The 19,870-nt window shown below is 31.3% G+C and carries 11 protein-coding genes, 1 tRNA gene and 1 pseudogene; 5 read left to right on the forward strand and 8 right to left on the reverse strand.

All coding sequences use genetic code 11. The features are described from left to right. The 3 genes and pseudogenes from infB to rimP all read right to left on the reverse strand — a co-directional run. A pseudogene (gene infB / locus AC3ATN_RS01970) lies at nt 1-2,539 on the reverse strand (translation initiation factor IF-2); the annotation flags it as partial. Between the two features lie 50 nt (nt 2,540-2,589). Next, the gene (gene nusA, locus AC3ATN_RS01975) at nt 2,590-3,822 is read right to left on the reverse strand and encodes a transcription termination factor NusA (protein ID WP_487531536.1); all 1,233 of its coding nucleotides are present in this window, start codon (nt 3,820-3,822) and stop codon (nt 2,590-2,592) included. 10 nt (nt 3,823-3,832) lie between these two features. Next, nucleotides 3,833-4,300 (reverse strand): ribosome assembly cofactor RimP, encoded by a 468-nt coding sequence (rimP, locus tag AC3ATN_RS01980; protein WP_487531537.1) that lies wholly within the window; start codon nt 4,298-4,300, stop codon nt 3,833-3,835. Between the two features lie 142 nt (nt 4,301-4,442). Between rimP and AC3ATN_RS01985 the strand changes: the two genes are divergently transcribed. Together AC3ATN_RS01985 and AC3ATN_RS01990 are read left to right on the forward strand one after the other, a co-directional pair. Further along, nucleotides 4,443-5,567, forward strand: coding sequence for a vWA domain-containing protein (locus tag AC3ATN_RS01985; RefSeq protein ID WP_487531538.1), 1,125 nt, complete (start codon nt 4,443-4,445; stop codon nt 5,565-5,567). A 7-nt stretch (nt 5,568-5,574) separates the two neighbouring features. Further along, nucleotides 5,575-7,032, forward strand: a complete 1,458-nt coding sequence (locus AC3ATN_RS01990; RefSeq protein WP_487531539.1) for an AAA family ATPase — start codon at nt 5,575-5,577, stop codon at nt 7,030-7,032. Between the two features lie 106 nt (nt 7,033-7,138). Here AC3ATN_RS01990 and AC3ATN_RS01995 read toward each other — a convergent pair. Beyond that, nucleotides 7,139-7,211 (reverse strand) — tRNA-Gln (locus tag AC3ATN_RS01995). Nucleotides 7,212-7,367: 156 nt separating this feature from the next. On the opposite strand from AC3ATN_RS01995, the gene AC3ATN_RS02000 reads away from it, so the two are divergent. After that, complete coding sequence (locus AC3ATN_RS02000) at nt 7,368-10,895, forward strand: glycosyltransferase family 117 protein (protein WP_487531540.1); 3,528 nt, start codon at nt 7,368-7,370, stop codon at nt 10,893-10,895. A 2-nt stretch (nt 10,896-10,897) separates the two neighbouring features. On the opposite strand, the gene AC3ATN_RS02005 is transcribed toward AC3ATN_RS02000, so the two are convergent. The 3 genes from AC3ATN_RS02005 to dgt are packed head-to-tail and all read right to left on the reverse strand — an operon-like array spanning nt 10,898 to nt 13,823. Beyond that, complete coding sequence (locus AC3ATN_RS02005; RefSeq protein ID WP_487531541.1) at nt 10,898-11,194, reverse strand: thioredoxin family protein; 297 nt, start codon at nt 11,192-11,194, stop codon at nt 10,898-10,900. A 44-nt stretch (nt 11,195-11,238) separates the two neighbouring features. After that, nucleotides 11,239-12,474 (reverse strand): metallophosphoesterase, encoded by a 1,236-nt coding sequence (locus AC3ATN_RS02010; RefSeq protein ID WP_487531595.1) that lies wholly within the window; start codon nt 12,472-12,474, stop codon nt 11,239-11,241. A 32-nt stretch (nt 12,475-12,506) separates the two neighbouring features. After that, the gene (gene dgt / locus AC3ATN_RS02015) at nt 12,507-13,823 is read right to left on the reverse strand and encodes a dGTP triphosphohydrolase (protein ID WP_487531542.1); all 1,317 of its coding nucleotides are present in this window, start codon (nt 13,821-13,823) and stop codon (nt 12,507-12,509) included. 246 nt (nt 13,824-14,069) lie between these two features. Here dgt and AC3ATN_RS02020 point away from each other — a divergent pair, with 246 nt between their 5' ends. Further along, entirely contained in the window at nt 14,070-15,278 is a 1,209-nt protein-coding gene (locus tag AC3ATN_RS02020) for a porin (protein ID WP_487531543.1), read from the forward strand. 9 nt (nt 15,279-15,287) lie between these two features. Next, entirely contained in the window at nt 15,288-17,561 is a 2,274-nt protein-coding gene (locus tag AC3ATN_RS02025; protein ID WP_487531545.1) for an anion permease, read from the forward strand. 530 nt (nt 17,562-18,091) lie between these two features. Here the strand turns inward: AC3ATN_RS02025 and AC3ATN_RS02030 are convergent. Next, entirely contained in the window at nt 18,092-19,870 is a 1,779-nt protein-coding gene (locus tag AC3ATN_RS02030; RefSeq protein ID WP_487531547.1) for a ribonucleoside-diphosphate reductase subunit alpha, read from the reverse strand.

Below are 19,870 nucleotides of genomic sequence, written 5' to 3' on the forward strand. Positions count from 1 at the left end.
TGATTACTCGAACTCCAGATTTTCTAAATATTTTTCCAGAAGTCACCATACATCCAGCAATTGTTCCAATTTTTGATATTTTAAAAGTTTCCCTTACTTCGGCATTTCCAGAAATTTCCTCTTTCATTTCAGGAGATAATAATCCTTCCATAGCATCCTTAACGTCATTTATGGCATCATAAATGATAGAATATGAACGAATGTCAATTTCTTCTTTATCAGCTATCATTCTAGCATTACCCATGGGTCTAACATTAAAACCAATAACAATTGCATCAGAAGCTGAGGCAAGTAATACATCTGATTCTGTGATAGCTCCAACTCCTTTGTGAATAATATTAACCTGAATTTCTTCAGTAGATAGTTTTTGTAAAGAATCTGTAAGAGCTTCTACCGAGCCATCAACATCTCCCTTTAAAATAATGTTTAATTCTTTAAAGTCTCCGAGAGCGATACGTCTCCCAATTTCATCAAGAGTTATATGTCTTTGAGTTCTAACATTTTGTTCTCTTAACAGCTGAGTTCTTTTAGCGGCAATTTGTTTAGCCTCTTTCTCATCTTCTAAAACGGTAAAAGTGTCTCCGGCCTGAGGAGCTCCATCAAGACCAAGTATAGAGACAGGGGTAGATGGTAAAGCAATATCTAAATCACTACCTCTTTCATTGAACATTGCTTTAATTTTACCACTTTGCTTTCCTGCAAGAATATAATCTCCAATATTTAATGTCCCATTTTGAACTAGAACTGTAGACACGTAGCCCCTTCCTTTATCTAAAAAAGCCTCTACAACAGCTCCCTTTGCCTTGCGGTTTTTATTCGCTTTGAGTTCCAATAATTCAGCTTCAAGAAGAACCTTTTCCAATAACTCAGATACACCCGTTCCTTTTAGAGCAGAAACATCCTGAGACTGAACTTTACCTCCCCAATCTTCAACCATTAAATTTATTCCCGCTAATGCTTCTTTGATTTTATCTGGATTTGAATTCTCTTTATCAACCTTATTAATGGCAAAAACTATAGGAACAGAAGCTGCCTGAGCATGACTTATAGCTTCTTTTGTTTGAGGCATAATATCATCATCTGCTGCAATTACTATTATTGCAATATCTGTCACCTGAGCGCCTCTAGCTCGCATAGCAGTAAAGGCCTCATGACCTGGTGTGTCCAAAAAGGTTATTTTTTGACCTTCCTTGAGTTCAACTGAATAAGCTCCAATATGCTGAGTTATTCCTCCAGATTCACCAGCTATAACATTTTCTTCACGTATGTAATCTAATAATGATGTTTTACCATGATCCACATGCCCCATAACTGTTACAATAGGAGCTCTAGGAGAAAGATTTTCTTCCAAATCATCCTCTTCATCACTAATATTATCTTCTAGATCAGTTTTAACAAATTCTACCTGATATCCAAATTCATCAGCAACAATAGTTAAGGTTTCAGCATCTAACCTTTGGTTCATTGTAACCATTATTCCAAGTGACATACAGGCAGAAATTATATCTGTTGAACTTTTTTCCATAAGTGTGGCGACATCTCCAACTGTTATAAACTCGGTCACTTTAATGGTTTTACTATCTGCTTCAATTTGTGCTATCTCATCCTCAGACTTTTCTCGGTGTTGAGAACGTTTGTCTTTTCTATATTTAGCCCCTTTAGATTTATTTGATTTTCCCTGAAGTTTTGCAAGTGTTTCTCTTATCTGCTTTTGCACCTCTTCTTCTGTTGGCTCGACTTTAGCTACTTGAGGTTGTTTATTGGTTTTTTGAAACCTTTTACCAGAATTAGATGCTTGACTTTTATTTGCTGAGGAAGGAGACTCCTTACTAATACGTTTTCTTTTCTTTTTTCTGGCATCTTCGACACTTTTTTCCTTTTGATTTACCTTATCTAGATTAATTGTTTGTCCTGTTTTTTTTGGACCACTTAATTTTTGATATTGAGTTTGAATTTTTGTGTTTGAATCAGACTCTTCGGAAGTTTTATTGGTAATATCTTTTTTGGGACTTAACTCAGAATTTAACTTAACTGACTTTGAGATTTCTTTAATTTCAGATTCCTTGCTTACTTCAGTGTCAGAAATGGTGTTAGTTTTTGAAATTGGTAAAGAAGGTTTAGCCGTTTCTTCCAGATTTTTTTTTAATGAGTCTGTATTTAAAGATTTATTTGTTTTCTTATCTTTTAAATTAATCTTACCAATTGTTTTCGGTTTTTCAAGCTCAACTCTCTTTGCTTTGATTATCTCCTGATTTTTTAATTCAAGCTCTAATCTTTCTTTTTCTTTTTTTTCTAGCTCTAATCTTTGCTGTTCTTTTTCTTTTCTTTTTTCTTCAGTTATTTCAGCTGATGCATCTTTTTTAGATTTGTCAGTCTCAAACTCATCCAGTAAATTTTGATAGACATCATTTGAAATTTTTGTTGTTGGTCGAGCCTCTATCTGAATATCTTTCGAAGATAAATGCTCCACAGCTCTATCTAGAGATATATTTAACTCTCTAAGAACTTTATTTAATCGAATACTTGCTTTATCAGCCATAAATTTTGCATATCAAAGTTAAAAAAATATTAGTATTTGTTATATAACTATTATTCTTCAAATTCTTCTTTTAAAATTTTAATTACCTCATTTATTGTTTCCTCTTCCAAATCAGTTCTTTTCATTAAGTCTGCCTTAGAGAGTTCAATGATACTTTTAGCAGTATCTAAACCTGCCTTTTTAAATTCTTCAATTACCCAAGCCTCAATTTCATCTGTAAACTCTTTTAATTCAACGTCTTCCTCCATACCTTCTCTGTAAACATCTATTTCATACCCGGTCAATTTACCAGCTAATCTGATATTGTAACCTCCTTTCCCAATGGCTTTTGAAACTTCTTCAGGATTTAAAAATACTTGAACACGCTTGGTTTCTTCATCAATTTTTAGAGAGTTTATCTTGGCTGGGCTTAAAGAACGAGTTATAAAAAGCTGAAGGTTGTTTGTAAAGTTTATAACATCAATATTTTCATTTCCAAGCTCCCTTACAATACCATGAATCCTTGAACCTTTCATCCCAACGCAAGCACCTACAGGGTCAATTCTGTCATCATAAGAATCTACCGCTACTTTAGCTTTTTCTCCTGGGATACGCACTGCTTTTTTTATGGTAATTAATCCATCAAAAACTTCAGGTATTTCTTGCTCAAATAGTTTTTCTAAAAACATTGGAGAAGTTCGGGATAAAATTATCCTAGGCTTATTTCCTCTGAGCTCAACTGTCTCAATTACCCCTCTTATGTTATCACCTTTTCTAAAAAAATCAGTTGGAATTTGACGATCCTTTGGAAGTATTATTTCATTACCGTCGTCATCTAAAAGAATAACCTCACGGCTTCTAACATGATGAACTTCTGCCGTATAAAGATCTCCAACTCTATCTTTAAATTGATTAAACACGTTTGTGCTGTCATGTTCAAATATTTTGGAAATAAGATTTTGGCGTAAAGTTTGAATTGTTCTTCTTCCCAAATTAATAAGCTTAACTTCCTCCGAAACATCTTCTCCTACTTCAAAATCTTCTTCTATTTTTTGAGCTTCGGCGAGCTCAATTTCTTGATTTGAATCCTCAACCTCTCCATCTTTTACAACTACCCTATTTCTCCATATTTCTAGATCTCCTTTATCGGGATTGATAATTATGTCAAAATTTTCATCAGATCCATATTTTCTTTTCAATGTGCTACGAAACACCTCTTCAAGAATCACCATGAGAGTTACTCTGTCGATTAGCTTTTCATCTTTAAAATCTGAAAACGAGTCTATTAATGCTAAGTTTTCCATAATTTTTAATTTAAAATTTTAAAACCACTTTGGATTGAGCTATTCTTGAATAGCTCAACGTTTTATTTATGGTTACTGTTTCTTTTCCTTTACCTATTTTTTTTGGTTGTCTTTGTTTCCATTCAATACCAATTTCACTTTCGTTCACAGATTTTAAAATACCTTCATATTTATTTCCATCTAAATCATTAACAGACAATTTTCTTCCAATATTTTTAAAATACTGTCTTGTATTTATTAATGGTTCGTTAGCGGCAACAGAGGAAACTTCAATACCAAAATCTGTAAGGTCTCTGTCTAAATTGTGTTCTATGTCCCTGCTGACTTTGACACAATCTTTTAAAGAAACTGATTTGTCACTATCTAAAATTACCCTAATTCTATTGTCGATCGTTATAGTTAAATTTATTAAAAAAAGGTCTGGATTCTCATCCAAAGATTTAGTTAGTAAATTTTCAACTTGAGTCTTAAAGTTCATTTAAATAAAAAAGGAGACCTTTAGGTCGCCTTTCAGAAATTCCGTTTTGCAATACAAATATAGGTTTTTTTAATAAAAATGCAATTGAGTTAAATTGTATTCTTTTCCTACCTTTGATTTTTCTTAAAATGAAGAATAATTTATGAGTTCAAATTTGCTTAATTCTGGAATAGTTTTTTCAAGATTTATTGTCAAAAATCAAACTCCGTTTGAAAAACTATTTGATATTTTTAAAGAACTAATTACCCACACTTCTGGGGATTTTGATGAAGCGATAGAATGGTTGCGAGAGTTAGATAAAGAATACAAATTGACCGACGAAAAATATACTATTGACGATTTCATTGATGATTTACTGAAAAAAAATTTCGTAAAAGAAGAGATAGATCCCAAAAAAGGAACCAGTGGAAAAAAGTTAACTGCTAAAACTGAAAAACTTTTAAGAGAACATGCGTTAAAACAAATTTTTGGTAAATTAAAAAAATCTGGAAGAGGAAATCACAAGTCAAAAAATAGTGGAGATGGGGAAGAATCAACAGGAGAGTTGAAAGCATACCAATTTGGAGATTCCGTAGAAAAAATATCTGTGACTGAAAGTCTAAAAAATGCACAATTACATTCAGGTATTGGAGATATCCAATTGACCCAAGGCGACCTCGTTGTTGAAGATACTCAACACAAAACTCAAATGAGTACTGTTTTAATGATAGACATAAGTCACAGCATGATTCTTTATGGAGAAGATAGAATAACACCCGCAAAAAAAGTTGCGATGGCACTCTCTGAATTGATCACTACAAGATATCCAAAAGACACTCTGGATATAATTGTTTTTGGAAATGATGCATGGACCATTCAACTGAAAGACCTGCCTTATTTAAAAGTAGGACCATATCATACAAATACAGTTGCTGGACTTGAGTTAGCAATGGATTTACTTCGAAGAAAAAAAAATACGAACAAACAAATATTTATGATAACTGACGGCAAACCCAGTTGTATTAAATTATCAAATGGTGATTACTATAAAAATAGTGCTGGGCTTGATGAAAGAATTTTAGAATTATGTTACAATATGGCAAAACATGCGCGAAAAATGCATATACCTATTACAACATTTATGATTGCAAGTGATCCGTATCTGCAAAGGTTTGTGAAAAATTTTACTAAAATTAATTTGGGTAAAGCCTTTTATACTGGTTTAAATAATTTGGGAGAAATGATATTTGAAGATTATGAAAAAAATAGAAAAAAAAAGTTAGGATAAAAAAATTATGAAGAAAATTACCAATTTAGGAGATTTGAAGAAATCTGGATACAAACCAAAAACCATAAGACAGGAGTTAGCTGATAACTTGAAAAAAAACTTAAGTTCCAACAATAATAGCTTTGATGGAATCATAGGTTACGACAGCACTGTAATCCCAGATATAGAGAGAGCTATACTATCTAATCACAATATAAATTTATTGGGACTTAGAGGGCAAGCAAAAACTAGAATAGCAAGAAAAATGACCGACTTGTTAGATGAATGGATTCCTATTGTTGAGGGGTCTGAATTAAATGATGATCCTTTAGATCCAATATCAAGTTTTGCTAAAAGTATCATAAAAGAGATGGGAGATAAAACACCTATTTCATGGATGCATAGGGGTGAGCGTTTTTTTGAAAAACTTGCAACGCCTGATGTCACCGTTGCTGATTTAATTGGGGATGTTGACCCTATAAAAGCTGCGACTTTAAAATTGTCATATGCAGATGAGAGAGTTATTCATTTTGGAATGATACCAAGGGCTCATAGATGTATTTTTGTTTTAAATGAATTACCTGACCTGCAAGCTAGAATTCAAGTTGCATTATTCTCTATTTTACAAGAAAAGGAAATACAAATTCGAGGTTTTAAACTTCGACTGCCAGTAGAAACTCAATTCATTTTCACTGCTAATCCAGAAGATTACACAAATAGAGGAAGTATCGTTACTCCATTGAAAGATAGGATAGGATCTCAAATTCTAACTCACTACCCCCATAACAGATCAATTGCTAAAGAAATTACAAAACAAGAATCAAAAAATGCATTTTTAAAATCTAATTCGATTCATATTCCAGAGCTAGCTTTTGATATTTTAGAGCAGATTGGTTTTGAGGCAAGAAAAAGTGATTATGTAGATTCAAAAAGTGGTGTTAGTGCAAGGATGAGTATTACATCATTTGAAAATTTAATAAGCTCGGCAGAACGAAGAGCTTTAATTAATAATGAGGAAAAAACTTGCATAAGGCTTACTGACTTTTCGGGAGTTATTTCGTCAATAAATGGAAAAGTAGAATTAGTTTATGAGGGAGAACAGGAAGGCGCAGAGCAAATCTCTTATTATTTAATTTCTCAAGCAATTAAAACAATTTTCCCTGAACTATTTCCAAAAATAGAGAAAATTGAAAAACCTGATTCAAAAGGTCCTTATGATGAATTATTAGCCTGGTTTTTTAAAGACAATCAGCTTTATCTGGATGACTGTTTCAGTGATGAAGAATACAAGACCACATTGGATAGTGTTAATCCACTAATTAGTATTATTGAAAAACACCAACCTGATGTTGACGAAAAGGATAAATATTTTATAATGGAATTTTTACTTTGGGGGCTAGAAGCTAATAAGAAATTAAATAAATACAAAAGCCTTGAGGGGTATGAATTTAAAGATAATTTAGGAAGCTATATAAGTGGTTTATAAAATTATAACCTTTCCTTGATTTCAATAATTAAACCTATTAATAAACAGACAAATACGGTTGCAATTACAATTCCACCTACACCCATTTTTAATATTTTTTCTTTTGTTGGCCTACTAGGGCTCGAACCTAGACTCTTCTGGACCAAAACCAGACGTGTTACCAGTTACACCATAGGCCATTTTGGTTTGCAAATTTAACCGAAACATTCCATCTTGCAAATAAATTTTCTGATTTATCGTCTTTTTTTCAATTATTAAGTAATAACAATAGTTAAAGGTGATTTAATTCTAGTATTTATTATTAATATGTATTTTCGTATTCCTTTAAATTATTTATGAATAATAAGTCTTTTACTTTTTGGAATAATATTTTCGGATTATTTGTGTTTTTAATTGCTCTAGCAACATACAGTCTAACTGTAGAACCTACCGCAAGTTTTTGGGATGCAGGAGAATATATTTCAACTTCAGCAAAGTTACAAATAGGACATCCGCCAGGAGCTCCGTTATTCCAGATGATAGGGGCCTTTTTCGCCATGTTTGCGTCGGAACCAGAAAATATTGCTCTTATGGTAAATTTAATGTCTGTGTTCTCCAGTGCTTTTACAATTTTGTTTTTATTTTTCACTATAACACTTTTGTTTGATAAGATTTTTAAGTTTGAGAATTATGATACTTTAATTGATAAATTAACTTTTTTCGGTAGTGCTTTAGTTGGATCTCTTGCCCTTTGTTTTTCTGATAGTTTTTGGTTCAATTCAGTTGAAGCTGAGGTTTACGCAATGGCTACTATGATTTTATCAATCTTATTTTACCTAGCATTGAAGTGGGAAAATGAAATGAACACCCCTCGAGGAGACAGATGGCTTCTTTTAATTGCTTTTATTATTGGATTATCTTTTGGTGTTCATTTTATGGGATTGTTAACTATTCCTGCGATTGGCATGCTCTATTATTTTAAAAACTATAAAAAAGTAACTTTAAAGGGATTTGTTGCTGCGAATATTATTTCAATAGCTATTCTCCTTTTCATATTTAAACTTCTTCTTCCCCTAACATTGTTCTTCTTTGGTAATGCTGAAGTATATCTGGTAAATGAAATCGGTCTTCCCTTTAACAGCGGAACTATTTTTGTTGCATTACTAATTTTTAGTTTCTTTTACTTCTCTTTAAATTATACTAAAGCAAAAAAATGGGTAAATATTAATACTGGTTTACTTTGTGTTCTTTTTATTTTTTTAGGATTTTCTTCTTGGATAATGATCCCAATTAGAGCTAATGCAAATACGGTCATAAACGAAAATTCTCCTTCGGATGCACGACTCCTTTTGGCATATTACAATCTTGAGCAATATCCAGAAACTAAATTATTCTATGGTCCATTTTTTTCAGACATGTATGTAGGTCAAGATGATGATAAACCATATAAGGATGATAAACCAAAATATGAGCGAGATGAAAAAAATAATAAATATATAATTGTAAATAATTGGGAAAATGCTAGAATAAATTCAAACTCTAAACAGAGTGGACTACTGCCAAGACTATGGAGTACGGAGCATGCTGGGAATTATATGAATTTTACGAAGCCACTTGATTTTGAAATTGACAAACAATACAGCTCAAACGAGTCTTTAGTTAAAACAGTAAATGAGTTTAGATACGATGCGGAAGAAGGGAAACTTTCTGGTGATGAATATCATAATTTTTTTAAAAAATATGGTCGATATCTTATAATTGAAAAGCCCTCTTTTTTAAGTAACCTACAATTTCTGTTTGAATATCAAATTGGATATATGTACTGGCGTTATCTAATGTGGAATTTTTCAGGAAGGCAAAATGATGTAGCTGGGACCTATACCCCACTTAATGGAAACTGGATTAGTGGAATATCCTTTATTGACAACTTAAGGCTTGGTAATCAAAATGAGCTGGATGAAGATGCTCTCAATAACAAAGCAAGAAATACCTATTTCCTTTTTCCTTTCATATTAGGTTTTATAGGTTTGTTTTATTTATATAGAAAAGATCCAAAAAAGTTTTGGGTTCTTTTATTGTTTTTTCTTTTTACGGGACTTGCACTTAAAATATATTTAAATGAACGTCCATTTGAACCTCGAGAAAGAGATTATGCATTAGTTGGTTCATTCTACGTTTTTTCAATTTGGATCGGAATTGGAGCCTTATCACTAGTGAATAAAATAAAAAAACATAGTAATTTAAAATTTTTAAAAATTCCCATTACACTTCTTTGTTTTATTTGTGTTCCCTTTTTAATGGGATACCAAAATTGGGATGATCATGATAGATCAAATAGATACACTGCCCAATCAATTGCTAAATCCTATCTCTCATCAATTCAAGAGGATATCGGAGCTATTATATTTACAATTGGAGACAACGATACTTTTGCGCTATGGTATGCTCAAGAAATTGAAGAATACAGGACCGATGTAAGAACTATTAATACGAGCCTTTTAGCAACTGATTGGTATATTGATCAAACTAAGAGAAAAACTTATAAAAGTGACCCTATTAAATCCCAGCTTGAACACAAGCTCTATGCTTATGGTGTTAGGGATTATATAAAATATGAATCTTTAACTGATTCCTTGAGGTGGGACATAAAAGACTTTATTAATTGGGTTGCAAGCGACGACGATAGAACAAAATATAAAAGTTTAATTACACAATCTGGAGGAAACCCTAATGATTATCCCAAAAACACCCAAGAAATGGTTTTTTATCCTACTAATAAAATTCGAGTTACAGTAAATAAAGAAAATGTTTTAAAAAGTGGGATTGTTTCATCTAACGATTCAGATAAAATTGTTACTCATATTGATATAGATCTTCCAAAGACAGGTATTACTAAAAATCAGCTTTTGATGCTAGATATATTAGCAAACAATGATTGGACAAGGCCTATATATTTTACTGGAGGTAGCTACGAAGATTCAGAATACATGTGGATGAAAGAATATCTTCAACTAGATGGATTGGTTTACAAGTTAGTACCTATTAAAACCCCGCTAAACCCTAATAACCCCTATTTAATGGGGAGAATTGATAGTGATTTAATGTATAATATTGTGAAACAATGGAGTTGGGGGAACTCGAGTGATTCTGAAATTTATCACGATCCTGAGACCAGGAAAAACAGTATAAGTTTTAGAAGCAATATGGCTCGTCTGGCTGAGCAACTAATCTATGAGGGGAAATCAAAAAAAGCTAAAGAAATAATTGATCTTGCTCAAGAAAAAATGCCAATAGATAAATTTGGGTATTACAGTCTTTTAGTTCCTTTTATTGATAATTATTATAAAATTTCTGAAATAAAATCAGCACAAAAATTAGCCCATCAAGTTTCTGAAAAATACTCTGATAGATTAAATTATTTTTCATCATTAAAAACAGATTTTCAATATGGTATGGGTGAAGAAATTGTTACTGAAATTGAAAGATACAGAACTTTAATAGAGTCAATATTAGTAAATGATGATTTAGAAATTTTAGAATCAGAACTTGATACTTTTTTAATATCTACCCAACCATTTATTTTTTTATATGGAGAGTATGATTATTATACAGCTCTTTATGACATGACTGAAGGATATTATTCAACAAAAGCTTATGAAAAAGCACAAAAAAATGCATTAGAGATATTGAATGTTTACAAAAAAAGAATGAAAGTTTTTATTAGCCTATCTCCTGAAAATAAAATCAGATATTCTAATCAAATTAAAAATGAAATTTTAGATTTTCGTTACTTTATTGAAATGATCCTACTAAATGATAAAAGCACCTTCTCTGAAAAAGTTGAATTGGAATACAAAGAAATCGTAGATGAGTTTAAAAAATAATTTTAAACGTGATCTTTTATTAACCCAATTAGTGTGTTGGCATCTTGCTCACCGGATTGTCTCCAGAGCATTTCTCCATCTTTATAGATCATCAACGTAGGTAAAACCTTTACCCTAAGAGCTTGTGACAATTCTATATTTTTATCTGAATTAATCTTAATTACTTTAGCGCTATCTCCTAATGCTGCTGCTACATCTTTTAAAATGGGGTGCATTGCAGAAGATATGGTATCAATTTCATTGTAAAAAACTAACAGTAATGGATGGTTGTCATCAATTAATTGACCGAATTTAGACATTCAATTTTATTTTTAGCAGTAAACCAAAAATAGTTATTTTTTGCTTAAACTTCAATTTTGCCCTTTTTAAGGGTTAGAACCGTGATTTCTGGCCACATTCCTACTCTTCCTGGATAGGCAAGGTATCCAAATCCTCGATTTACATATAAATACTGTTTTACTTTTTTATATAGGCCAGCAAACTCTGGATAGCGCCACTTAATTGGACTCCATTTTATCCACCCTGGAATATCTATTCCAAATTGCATACCATGGGTATGTCCACTCAAAGTGAGTGGGAAAGAAAATTTATGAGGTAAAACCTGATTACTCCAATGAGACGGGTCGTGAGTTAATAATATTTTGAAATCTGAATCAGAGATACCTTCAATAGCTTTATTTAAATCACCTACTTTTTTAAACCCTCCTGCGCCCCAATTTTCAACTCCAATTACAGCTAACTTTTCCCCATTTTTTATTATAAAATCATTTTCATTTAATAATAGTTTATACCCCATCTCTCTTTGAATCTTTTTAAGATTTTGTAAGTTATTGATCTTTTCTTGATCGGTTTCCCAATCCATATAGTCACCATAATCGTGATTTCCTAAAACGGAATAAACACCGTGGTCGGCTTTTAAAGAGGAAAATAATTTTTTCCATGGATTTAATTCTTTAGATACATTATTAACTATGTCTCCTGTAAACATTATTACATCTGATTTTTGCTTATTTATTAGATCAATACCATATTTTACTTTTTCAGGATTATCAAAACTACCACAGTGAATATCTGAAATGTGAGTAATCTTAAAACCGTCAAAAGAAGGTGGTAAATCAGGAAACTCTAATTCATAAGACAAAACCTTATAATTATATTTTCCTCTATACATTCCATATAATAAAGAACTAAAGGGAATAAACGCTAAAGCCAGTGATAATTGAGATAAAAACTTTCTCCTTTGAGGGAAAAAACTATTTTTTTCTTTCTTTGGTTTAAAAACTAAATATACTGCCAAGAAAATCCTAGATATATCCTCTAAAATTAAACCAATAACGATAATGAATTGAAAAACAAATAATGAAATAAAAAAACCTAAAGAATAACTAATACTATGAGTAAAACCCTCAGACCTATCATAATTATATAATTGGAAAATGAAATTTATAATAATAAGAAAAGAAAAACAGGAATATAATGCTAACCAGTATTTATTTTTGGAAATAGTTTTAAAGCATTGAAAAGTGTACCATTGTATTAATCCTAGGATTAAAATAAAAAAAAACCAACTGAAAAGCATGTATAGTTTAGAGTTTAATTGTAAAATTATTTTCAATTAATTTGTTGAGATAATTTATGGGCTTTACCGTCAGACAAACTTGCAATAAAACATGTAGAATTTAGTAAGGTCTCATACAAATCTTGACCTACAATAGGAACACCGTCTGGCACCAATCTCAAAATAAGCTTATCATAGCTTGACATTTTATCATTTAAACTATTTACAGCAGCAGTAACAAAAGCTTTTAAAAGTGAAGAAATAACTTTATATCCAACTACTTCTTTATTAGTAACCTCCTCAGATTTATATATCTTTTCAATACTTAATCCAATAATATCCTTTATTTGAGCTTTATATTTACTTTTATCCATTAGAGCATATATAAAAGTTCCATCTAAAATTTTAGATTCGTTTTCATTGAAAATTTTGACAGCATCTTGAATTAAAGTGTTGATAGATAGTGCTCGTAAATAACTTAATCTCTGAGATTTATTGGTGAGACTGTTATATTTCTTAGTATCAATGGTCTCTCTTACCAGATTAATAAGGTACTCTAGAGCAAAATCTTCAGATATAAGACCTAAATTTATACCATCTTCAAAGTCAATAATAGTATAGCATATGTCATCTGCAGCTTCAACTAAAAATGCCAATGGATGTCTATGATAATATTTATTATTTTCAAGCCCTAATTCTTTTGCTATTGATTTAAAAAATATTTCTTCTGATTTAAAATAACCAAATTTTTTATAAGCTACGTGACCCAAATTAATTTCAGGGAAACTCCCTTTAGGATATTTAGTATAAGCTCCAAGAGTTGCATAACTGAGTCTTAGTCCTCCTGGGATTCCTTCCATTGATTTAGAAGCAATTCTGAAACCATTTGCATTACCTTCAAAATAAATGAGATCATTTTTCTCTTGATCAGAGAGTTTATCAATATATTTTTTACCATAACCGTGTTCAAAAAAATAACCGATAGCTTTTTCACCACTGTGGCCAAAAGGCGGATTACCTATGTCATGAGTCAATGATGCAGCAGCTACAATTGCACCAATATCATTTGGCTGGTATCCAAAAGTTTGATTTAATTGAGGGTATTTATTCAAAATATGTTTTCCGGCTAACCTTCCAATACTTCTTCCAACCACAGAAACCTCAAGGCTGTGGGTTAATCTTGTGTGAACAAAATCCGTCTTTGAAAATGGTATTACCTGAGTTTTGTCTTGAAGACTTCTAAAAGAGGAGGAGAAAACAATTCTATCATAATCAACTTCAAAGCCAAGACGAGTTTCATCTTGTTCAATTCTTAATCTTTTATAGTTATCCCCAAAACGCTTTAGTGATAGTAACTGTTCCCAATTCATTAAAATCTTTTTTTAAAAGTATGAATAATGAAAGAGAATTTCATCATTAATTAAATGCTAAGTGAAGTAATTTTTGTTAACAATAAATTAATAAACAAGATGTGATTGATAACAATTAAGTAAAGTCTAACCTAATTGTTCTAAATAAGTTTGTGGAGTTAATTAAAATTTTAAAAATGAAAAGTTAACATTAAGGAAACATTCAATATAAATATAATCATGATTTTTACCAAAAACCAGCTATAAATGATTTCAAAAACAAAATATGTGCTTTTTTGTTTAGTATTAAGTACATCTACAAGCCTAAAAGCTCAAGAGATATCCGCACCAAAATTTGGGAAAGGACTAATGAATATTTCTGGAAAAGACAGTACATGGAGCATGAACTTTTCTGCTAGAGTTCAATATTTAACATCTACCACCTGGCAAGAAGAAGATGGCTCCTATGGAGGTCCAGAGTCTAATTCCTTAATAAGGAGGTCTCGTCTAAAATTCAAGGGGTTCGCTTATCATCCAAGCCTTACTTACAAAATTGAATTGGCATTGTCAAATAGAGATATTGCAGGTGCCTCAAATTTTACTTCAGATGCTCCTAGAATTATATTAGATGCAAGTGTTAAATGGAATTTTTACAAAAATTGGAGTATTCAGTTTGGACAAGCAAAACTTCCTGGTAATATTGAAAGAGTTATTTCTTCTTCAAAACTAGCTTTGGTTGACAGATCTCTGCTAAACAGTAAATTTAACATAGATAGAGATTTTGGACTTCAGTTAAAACATAAATTTAATTTAAGTGAAAAATTTGTAGTAAAAGAAACCTTTGCTATCTCTCAAGGAGAAGGAAGAAATATTTCCAAAGGAAATATTGGTGGACATCAATATACTGCAAGACTTGATTTACTTCCTTTTGGTAACTTTAAAAGTAATGGCGATTACGAAGGGGATGATATTCGAAGAGAAAAAAAACCTAAATTGCTTATCGGAGTAGCATACGATTATAATAATAATGCTGTTAAAACAAGAAGTAATATGGGTTCATACATGGCAACGGATTATGGTTTCTTTGAGACAGATATCAAGACATTTTTTATAAATTCTCATTTTAAATTTAATGGCTTTTCATTCATGGGAGAGTATGCTGATAGAAATACAAATGATGCTTTTTCAAAAAATTCTGATGGTAGTCTAACGGGAGATATTGTTAATGTTGGATCAGCAGTTAGCTTACAGTCAGGTTACGTTCTACCTTCAAATATTGCAATTACGGGGAGATACACAAATATCAACTTTGATAAAATCGTAACAAACAATAATGATATAAATCAATATACCTTGGGTCTTTCAAAATATTTTGAAAAACATAAATTAAAAATACAATCTGACCTTACATACGAAAACTCAATTTTTTCTGATGATAAAATATTTTATCGTCTTCAATTTGAAATTCATTTTTAAAAAAACCTTATGGAAAATTTATACTTATTATTAGTTATTGTTTTGGCTGTCTTAGCTTGTGGAGACTTAATCGTTGGTGTTAGTAATGATGCTGTTAACTTTTTAAGTTCAGCTGTAGGGTCAAAAGCTATTTCTTTTAGAAATATTATGATTTTAGCAGGATTGGGAGTTGCATTTGGGGCTTTATTTTCAAGTGGATTAATGGAAGTTGCAAGAAAAGGAATTTTTAACCCTGGTGAATTCTATTTTGACGAAATCATGTTAATATTTACTGCGGTAATGCTAACTGATATTTTATTATTGGATTTCTTTAATACCATTGGAATGCCAACTTCAACAACAGTTTCAATTGTATTTGAATTATTAGGAGCTGCTGTTTTTATGTCACTAATTAAGATTAGCTCTACTACAGGAGATATCTCAGATTTAGTCAACTACATAAATACGAGTAAGGCTATTCAGATTATTTCTGGTATTGTTTTGTCTGTGGTAGTTGCCCTAACAATTGGCGCAATAGTTCAGTGGATATCTAGACTATTTTTAACTTATAACTTTGAGCAAAATGCAAATTGGATAAGTGCTCTTTTTTCAGGTATTGCTCTGTCGGCAATTACATACTTTATTTTGATGAAAGGAATTAAAGGGACTCCATATGCTGGACTAGAATTTGATATAATTGGAGGAATGAAAATTAAAGATTTTATAGAAATCGAAGTTCTAAAAGTAACTGTTATAAACTTTATTTTTTGGTTTGGATTATCATTTTCTCTAATTCAATTTTTTAAAATTAATTTATACAAGCTAATCATTGCAATTGGAACATTTGCTTTAGCACTAGCTTTTGCTGGAAATGATCTGGTAAATTTCATTGGTGTTCCTATAGCGGCATATCAAGCCTATGAGGTTTGGGTTGCTTCAGGGACAGCCGCATCTGAATTTGGTATGGGTGTCTTGGCTTCAAAAGTCCCTACTCCAACTGCTTTTCTAATTCTTTCTGGATTAATTATGGTTCTTACTTTATGGTTTTCAACTAAAGCAAGAAGAGTTCTAAAGACTAGTCTAGATTTGTCGAATCAAGGCCATGTTAAAGAAAGATTTCAACCCTCTTTATTCTCCAAAATGATTGTTAAGTTTTTTCAAAGTTTATCTTCCTTTTTAACATCAATTTTACCTGAAAAAATTAATAAAAAAATTGAATTGCAGTTTTCAGGATCAAAAGTTCATTCTAAAATGTCAAATAATCCAGATGCTCCTTCTTTTGATATGTTAAGAGCTTGTGTTAACTTAACTGTTGCCGCAATATTAATTTCTATAGCTACTTCATATAAATTACCACTCTCTACGACCTACGTGACTTTTATGGTTGCGATGGGAACTTCTCTTGCTGATAAAGCCTGGGGTAAAGACAGTGCAGTTTATAGAGTCTCCGGAGTTATCAATGTTATCACTGGATGGTTTTTAACTGCTATAACTGCATTTTTTGTGTCTGGAATAATAGTTTCATTAATTCACATTGGTGGAGTTCAAGCAATAGCAATTATTTTATTCATTATACTTACAATAATTGGTAAAAACTTCATAAAACACAGAAATGAAGAGACAGAAATAGATAAAGATAAAATTCTTAAAGCCGAAAGTAAATCGATGAAGGGAGTTATGGATGAAAGCTCAGGAAACATTATAAAGTTTTTTAAAAGGGTTGACGTCATATATGGTTTACTTGTTGAGGGATTATCTAAGCATAATCTGAAGAGTCTTAAGAAAGGGAAAAAGAATATTAAAAGATTGGAGGGTGAAATAGAGGATCTTCGTGAAAATATATTTTACTTCATTAAAAATTTAGAGGAGCCTAGTTTGTCTGCAAGTAATTTTTATATAGTTCTGTTAAGTTATATTGAGGATTTAGCTAATGATCTTGATTATATAGTTTCTAAAAGTTTTAAGCATATTGACAATGATCATCAAAAGCTTAAATTATCTCAGATTAGAGATTTAAATGAAATACATGACTTCACTAAATCAATTTTTAAAGATTCAATGGAAACTTTTGATAATAATTCTATTTCTGATATTGATATAATTCTTAAAAAAAGAAATGAAATTAAGGGTAAAATTCAAGAAAAAATCAACTCCCAAATTGAACTTACTAGAAATGTTGAAACAAGTCCTAAAAACACGACTTTATACTTCAATATACTCCTTAAATCAAAAGATATTTATAAGATAAAGGTGAGTTTAATTGAAGAATTTTATAATTCTTACAAACAAATTAATAATTTATAAATTTAATTTTGAAATATGAAAAAACTTCTAAAACCTTGATGAATAATCACACTTTTTATACTGACAGGGGCTATAATTTACGGATTTATTAAATTATTTCAGGGTGAAGGATCTATTAGTGACATCATTTCCCTTTTTGTATTATAATGTTATTATAAGTTTTACCGAAGATGATGAATCCAAAACCTAGAATAGCTATGTGTTCTTTTTCAGTTTAGCCGATTTACCGAGTGCAAACCACAATAACCCTAACATAAATATTCCCAAATATTCTAATATAGATGTGTCAAAAACAGAATAATAATGCAATACTATAATTAGTATATTTATGACAGCTATAAATTTCGAAGCAAAGGACCAATTATAACCTATTTTTTTTTATAATTACAATATGTAAAAAAACCCTTAATTATAAGAGGGTTTTTCCTTCATTTAGTGGAAAAACAAGTTTTAAAGTTGAAAATATTAGTTTAAAATTCACTATTCAAAAATTTTCAAGATGAACATAAAAACGATAACTGCGAGTCAAACTAACCCTCACAACTTTCACAATCTTTCTTTTGTTTAAACTTTTGGGCAGCATTCATACTATGCTGATAGTACAATGACTTAAGTCCTAACTTCCAGGCTGTAACATGTATATTATTAACCTCCTTTGTAGATGTGTCTGGGTGAACAATGATATTAAGTGATTGACCCTGGTCTAAATAGTTTTGCCTATTTGCTGCCTGATAGATAATAACCAACTGATCAATTTCAGAATATGTTTTAAATACCTCTTTTTCATTTTCAGATAAGAAATCAAGATGTTGAACAGAACCATCTCTGTCTCTTATGTCTCTCCATACTTCTGGGGTATCCATTCCTTTTTCTTTTAAGAGATTCATTAAAAAAGGATTTTTAATTGTTGTTTTTATTTTTGCAATATCCTTTACGTAAATATTAGACCATATAGGTTCTATTCCTTGAGAAACCTGCCCTAGAATAAAAGCAGATGATGTAGTTGGTGCTATTGCATTCAAAGTTGTATTCCTTCTGCCATATCCTTTTAGCACTTCTGGTTCTCCAAATTTCTGAGCCAAACGTTCTGAAGCTTTGTAGGATTGCTCTTTTAGTGTTTTGAAAACTTCACTGTTTAGATCGTATGCCTTTTGACTATCAAAAGGAAGCATTTTAGACTGTAACAAAGAGTGCCATCCTAGGGTTCCCATCCCTAGTGCTCTGTTTTCTTTTGCAAAATTATATGCTCGTTCCATAAATAGAAATGTTTGTTGATCATCTCTGTTATCAGAATTTTTATAAACCTCTAATTTCTCTAAGAACTCTGTAATTAGGGAATCCAAAAAATAAATCATAGTTTCAACAGCGTCGGTATCCTTCCATTTATCATAATGCACTAAATTAATACTTGATAAAACACAAACAAAAGACCAGTTATGATCAGAGGGTAGCATTATTTCTGTACATAAGTTACTTGCATAAATTGGTAAATTTTTATCCTTGTATACATCGGGGGCGCCATTGTTTGCGTTGTCTGTAAAGAAAATATACGGGTATCCCATTTCTCCTCGACTCTGCAGAACTTTAGCCCAAACTGTCCTCTTTTCAACATCTCCATCAATCATGTCTTGCATCCAACTGTCAGTTACAGTAACTCCATGGGTTAACTCTTGGATAGGATTACCTTCTGTACCTATTTCTAAAAATTCCCTAATATCTGGATGATCAATCGGTAGATAAGGAGAAAAACGACCCCTTCTCACTGATCCCTGACTTACAACATCTACCATAGATTCGAACAACCTCATAACATGAACTGCTCCAGAAGCCTCTCCATTATTTTTTATTGCAGCTCCTCTTCCTCTGATTTTACCAAAATATCCAGAAGTTCCACCTCCTAATTTGGACATCATACCCACTTCTGATTGGGTGTATAAAATATTTCCAATATCATCATCAATGTGGGAACCAAAACAGCTAATTGGTAAACCTCGTTCTTTTCCAAAGTTTGACCAAACCGGAGATGCCAACGAATAATATCCTTCTGACATATAGTGATAAAATTTCTTTGCAAAACCGGGCATTTGCAAAATATCTTCCGCTCTTTCTGCAATACTAGCTATGCGTTCTTCCGCACTTAATCCCTCTCCTAAATACCCAGCTGCTAGAAATTTTCTACTATTTTCATTCAGCCATTCAAAAGGTTTTTCAGAAGTTAGATTCATTCTTTGCATTGATTTTTCTCTAGCCTCAATTAATTGTTGGTGTGAATCTATTTGTTCCTGTTCTGTTTTTATTTTTTTCTCCAT

The sequence above is a fragment of the Candidatus Marivariicella sp. genome, assembly GCF_983056325.1.